Source organism: Streptomyces sp. RP5T, assembly GCF_003933965.1.
Classification (GTDB): Bacteria; Actinomycetota; Actinomycetes; order Streptomycetales; family Streptomycetaceae; genus Streptomyces.
Genome location: NZ_RSAJ01000611.1, coordinates 1 through 4,854 on the forward strand (window position 1 = coordinate 1; position 4,854 = coordinate 4,854).

Annotated in this window: 5 protein-coding genes; 1 reads left to right on the forward strand and 4 read right to left on the reverse strand. The window is 71.8% G+C overall.

Annotated features, from left to right (window positions below; all coding sequences use genetic code 11):
- Window positions 1-1,005, reverse strand: a 1,005-nt coding sequence (locus tag EHS43_RS37555) for an RNA polymerase sigma factor (protein ID WP_148104191.1), incomplete at its 3' end; no start/stop codon positions are given.
- A 233-nt stretch (window positions 1,006-1,238) separates the two neighbouring features.
- Between EHS43_RS37555 and EHS43_RS37560 the strand changes: the two genes are divergently transcribed.
- A complete protein-coding gene (locus EHS43_RS37560; RefSeq protein WP_125195100.1) occupies window positions 1,239-2,378 on the forward strand; it encodes a serine hydrolase in 1,140 nt (379 codons plus the stop codon).
- 36 nt (window positions 2,379-2,414) lie between these two features.
- On the opposite strand, the gene EHS43_RS37565 is transcribed toward EHS43_RS37560, so the two are convergent.
- The 3 genes from EHS43_RS37565 to EHS43_RS37575 form a co-directional block, all read right to left on the reverse strand.
- On the reverse strand, window positions 2,415-2,942 hold the full coding sequence (locus EHS43_RS37565) for a hypothetical protein (protein WP_125195101.1): 528 nt from the start codon (window positions 2,940-2,942) through the stop codon (window positions 2,415-2,417).
- A gap of 58 nt (window positions 2,943-3,000) precedes the next feature.
- Window positions 3,001-3,426, reverse strand: coding sequence for an SRPBCC family protein (locus EHS43_RS37570; RefSeq protein ID WP_125195102.1), 426 nt, complete (start codon window positions 3,424-3,426; stop codon window positions 3,001-3,003).
- Between the two features lie 154 nt (window positions 3,427-3,580).
- On the reverse strand, window positions 3,581-4,771 hold the full coding sequence (locus EHS43_RS37575; RefSeq protein ID WP_125195103.1) for a spermidine/putrescine ABC transporter substrate-binding protein: 1,191 nt from the start codon (window positions 4,769-4,771) through the stop codon (window positions 3,581-3,583).
- Between the last annotated feature and the right edge of the window lie 83 nt (window positions 4,772-4,854).

The window sequence follows — 4,854 nt, forward strand, 5'->3', positions numbered from 1 at the left end:
CGGCGACGGTGAGCTCGGCGGGGTGGGCGCGACGGACCGTGCCCGATAGGTGCTCGCCGCGGTGGGCGTGAGCGCCACCCGCGGCGGCGGGGTGTCCGGGGTCTGCGTGACGACGTACGCGCCGCCCGCGACGATCGTCGCCCCCGCGGTGGCCGCGACGACGGGCTGGGTGAGCGCGCTCATCACCTTGGCGGACCAGCTCACGGACGCGACCGTGGCACCGGCGGCCGCGGCCGACTTGCCGCCGAGGGCCAGCGAGAGGGCGAACCCGAGCGGGAGGGGCACCAGCGCGATCCCGGCCAGCAGCCGTTCCGCCGGTACGACGGACTCGCGGGCGTCCGCGCAGTAGCCGCAGCCGCGGATGTGCCGGGCGAGCCGCTTGCGCCAGACCGAGTCGGGGCGGCCGTTCCAGCGGGCGGTCACCTCGCGCAGGCCGGGGCAGGCACCGTCGAGGGCGCGGACGATACCGCGGGAGGTCTCCAGCCGTTCCTTCATCCGCTGGACGCGCACGGCGGCGTGCTGCCGGCTGATGCCGACGGCGGCGGCCAGCTCGCGCCGGGTGAGCTCGCCCGCGACCTCCAGCCACCACAGCGACAGCAGTTGCCGGTCCTCGTCGTCGAGCCAGCGCACGGCCTCCGCGACCTCGCGCCGCTGGCCCTCCAACTGAAGCCGCAGGACGGTGAGTTCGGCGAAGTCGGCGGCCCCGTGCGCGGCCGACTCGTCCAGCGGGGCGGCGGTCCTGCGGCGGGCCCGGTCGCGGATCTGACGCATGGCGATGGCGACCAGCCAGGACCGGAAGCTGTCCGGGTCGCGCAGACTGCCGAGGTTGCCGACGGCCCTCAGCATGGTCTCCTGGACGACGTCGTCGACGTCCGCGTGCCCGTTCAGGGCGCGGCCCACGATGTTGTACACCAGCGGCAGCCAGCCCTCGACGAGGTCGTCCAGCGCCCGCCGGTCGCCGTCCTGCGCCGCCGCGATGGTGTCGCGCCACTGCCGCGTGTCCACGTGGTCCTTTCCGGCCGGTGCCCCCTCCGTGCGTGTCCGTGAGTGGAGACGGAGTGAAGGACTCCGCGATAACACTTTTTCGCCCCTAGGGGGCCTCCCCCTACAACTCCCTTACGTAGAGGCTTGGTTGCTCCGGGCTCCACCAGGGGCCGACCCCTTCTCGCCGACGATTCCGCCGTCTCCCCGGCCCCGCAGGATGATCACACACGTCCCACATCCCCAGGAGCCCACCCATGCGTGACATCCGTCGCAGAAGCCTGCTCGCCGGCGCCCTCACCGCACCCCTGATGACCGGACTGCCGGCCACGTCCGCGTTCGCCGCGGCGCACGACACCCGCGCACCGGACGCCAGGGCGCTGCGCGCGGCGCTCGCGGGGCTCCCCGACGAGAACGCCACCGCGGCCCTGGTCCGGGTCGGCGGCACGCACGGCCGCTGGCACGGCAGCTCGGGCGTGCGCGACCTGGAGAGCGGGCGGCCCGCCGACCCGCACGCGCGCTTCCGGGCCGGTTCGACGACGAAGGTGGTCACGGCGGCGGCCGTACTGCGGCTGGTGGCCGAGGGACGGATCGACCTGGGCACGCCGGTCCAGCACTACCTGCCCGGTCTCCTCGGCGGGCGGTTCCGGGCGGTGACCGTGCGGCACCTCCTCGACCACACCAGCGGCATCCCGGCGGGCGACGGTCTCGGCACCACCTTCGAGGAGGTGTACGCCCACCGCTTCGACACACTCGCCCCCGAGCGGGTCGCCGCGTCCGCGGGTGCCAAGGAACCGGAGTTCTGCCCGGGGAGGCGGCAGCACTACCTGAACATCAACTACACGTTCCTCGGTCTGCTGATCGAGAGGGTGACCGGACGGTCGTACGCCTCCGAGGCCGGCCGGCTGGTGCTCACGCCGGCCGGGATGCGGGACACGTACTTCCCCGGCACCGACCCGCGCATCCTCGGCCCGCACAACCGGGGCTACCAGGCGGTGCGGAAGGCCGACGGGACGACCGGGTTCCTGGACGTCACGGAGTGGAACCAGGCGGACCGGTTCGCGGCCGGCGACATGATCTCCACGACCGCGGACCTGGAGCGGCTGCTGACCGGACTCCTCCGGGGCCGGATCGTCCCGGGGCCTCAGATGAAGGAGGTGTTCGCGGTCCCTTCCGACATCACCGGCGCGAGTTACGGGGCGGGCGGCCTCCAGCGCTTCGAGTCCGGGGGCAAGGTCTACTGGGTCAAGTCCGGTGGCCGGTACGGCTACAACTCGGCCATCGCCGCCACCCGCGACCTGAGCCGCACCCTCGTCTACTCGGTCAACTCGACCGACGCGAAGAGCGAGGACGCGAACCCGGTCGTCACCCGGATCATCGCGGCGGCGCTCAAGTAGCGAGTGGCGGCGCGCAAGCAGCGGGCACGGCGGTGTTCAAGTGGCCGGCACGGCCGGGGCGTCCGGCGCGGAGGCGTACGGGGCGAGCGCCTCCAGTCGCTTGATCCTCCGCCTGACGGCGTACAACGGGAGCACCCCGAGGACGCCGAACGCCATGTCGAGCACGCTCCACCAGAACGGGATGCCCCGGATCGGACCGCAGATCAGGGCGAGCGGGATGATCCCGGCGCAGGCGATCATCCCGAACTCGACGACCCAGACGTTGCGGACCGGATCGCGGTAGGGGCCGTAGAAGGCGACCGCGATGACCAGGTGGGCGAAGGCCAGCCAGTCCGTGCCGTAGAGGAGGAAGGGGTAGTCGCTGTCGGCGGTGTCGAGCCCGCGCCGGACGCGGGTGATCCAGTCCGACAGCGCGTCCGGCGCGGGGAGGTGCCGCAACAGGTCCTCGGTCCAGCGCAGTTCGTGGACCAGCGGGAAGGCCGTGGCGCCGCTGAGCACCAGGCAGACGACGAAGAAGGCCAGCCATGCGCGGATGCCCCTGAGTTGGGCGGCTCTGTCGCTCATGGCAGCAGCGTACGCCTGGAATTGAACATGTTCAAAACATTCCCGGGCGGGGTCCGCGTCAGGACGCCGCCGCCGTCTCGGCCAGCTTCTGGAACTCCCCGAGGTCGTAGTTGGCGAGCGCCGAGTCCAGGTTGGTCAGCGCGCCGAGGTGCTCGACGAAGCCCTGCGGGTCGTACTCGATCTGCAGGGTCACCCGGCACGAGGTCTCGCCGAGCCGGTGGAAGGTGACCACGCCGGCGTGGTGGACCCCCTCCACGGTGCGCCAGGCGATGCGGTCCTCGGGGACGACCTCGGTGAGCTCGGCGACGAAGTTCTTGTCGGCGCCGGGCAGTTGCAGCTGCCAGGCGAAGCGGCGCTCGTCCATCCTCTCCACCAGGCGTACGTGGCTCAGAAAGGCCGGCCACCGACTCACGTCGCTCCACAGAGCCCAGGCGACAGCCACGGGAGCCTCGATGTCGACCGTTTCGACGAGGGACGCGGACATGCGGGTACCTCTCCTTCTGGTGGGCCGCCGGCGCCCCGGCGGTTGCGGGTCCGACGCGGATACCCCCCGCACGGCTCCACACACGGCGGCAAGGGCAGGGCACTTGGGCCCCCATCCCCCGCCGCCTTCACCCTCACCTCACCCGGCCCGGCGCTCACAACCCCACGATCGCGTTCCACCGCTTCGCGTACTCCGCGCGCTCCCCGGAGGTGATGTCCCGGGCGATCAGCAGCCGTTCGCGCATGCCGGCGTCCGGGAAGATCAGGGGGTTCTCGGCGAGGGCGGCGGTGTCCTCGTCCTTCGACGCGGCCAGGATCTCCCGGGCGGCGGGCACGGGGCAGACGTAGTTCACCCAGGCGGCGAGCTCCGCGGCGACCCCGGGGTCGTAGTAGTGGTCGATCAGGCGCTCCGCGTTGCTCTTGTGCAGGGCGCGGTCGGGGATCATCAGGGAGTCCGACCAGAGCTCCGCGCCCTCCTCGGGGACGACGAAGCGGATGTCGGGGTTGTCGGCCTGGAGCTGGATCACGTCCCCGGAGTAGGCCTGGCAGGCCAGGACGTCACCGGTGACGAGGTCCTTGGTGTAGTCGTTGCCGGTGAAGCGACGGATGTGGCCGTCCCTGACGCGCCGCTCGACCTGGTCGCAGACCTCGTGGAAGTCGGCCGCGGTCCACCTGGTGATGTCGACGCCGTTCCCCTGCATCAGCAGCGCGAAGGCCTCGTCGAGTCCGGAGAGGAGGGTGACCCGGCCCTTGAGGTCGCTCGCCCAGAGGTCCTTCACCTGCCGGATCTCGCGGCCGAGCTTCTTGCGGTCGTACGCGATGCCGGTGATCCCCGACTGCCACGGCACGGTGTACCGGCGGCCCGGGTCGAAGGCGGGTGAACGCAGCAGCGGGTCCAGGTACTCGGTGACGTTCGGCTGCCTCGCCCGGTCCATCTCCTGGACCCAGCCGAGCCGCACGAACCGGGCGCACATCCAGTCGCTCATGACGATGAGGTCGCGGCCGGTCTGCTGGTGGTTCATCAGCGCGGGGCTGATCTTGCCGAAGAACTCGTCGTTGTCGTTGATCTCCTCGACGTAGTCGACGGCTGTGCCGGTCTGCTTCCGGAAGGCGTCCAGCGTGGGCCGCCGCGTCGAGTCGTCGTCGTCCGTGTCGATGTAGAGCGGCCAGTTCGCCCAGGTCAGCCGCTTGTCGATGGCGGAGCGATCGGCCACGGCCCGGTCACCGGGGGCCACGTAGGCCGCGGGCACCCCGCACCCGGCGAGCCCGCCCAGCAGCGCCCCGCCACCGAGCGCGCGCAGCATGGTCCTACGGGAGAGCGGGGACGTCCTCGGTGTGAGTGGCATGACCGCAGCATGTCGCCCGGCACCACACGCCCACAATCGACGCAGCGTCAAGCAGACGCCCCCACCCCGGACACCGTGTCAAC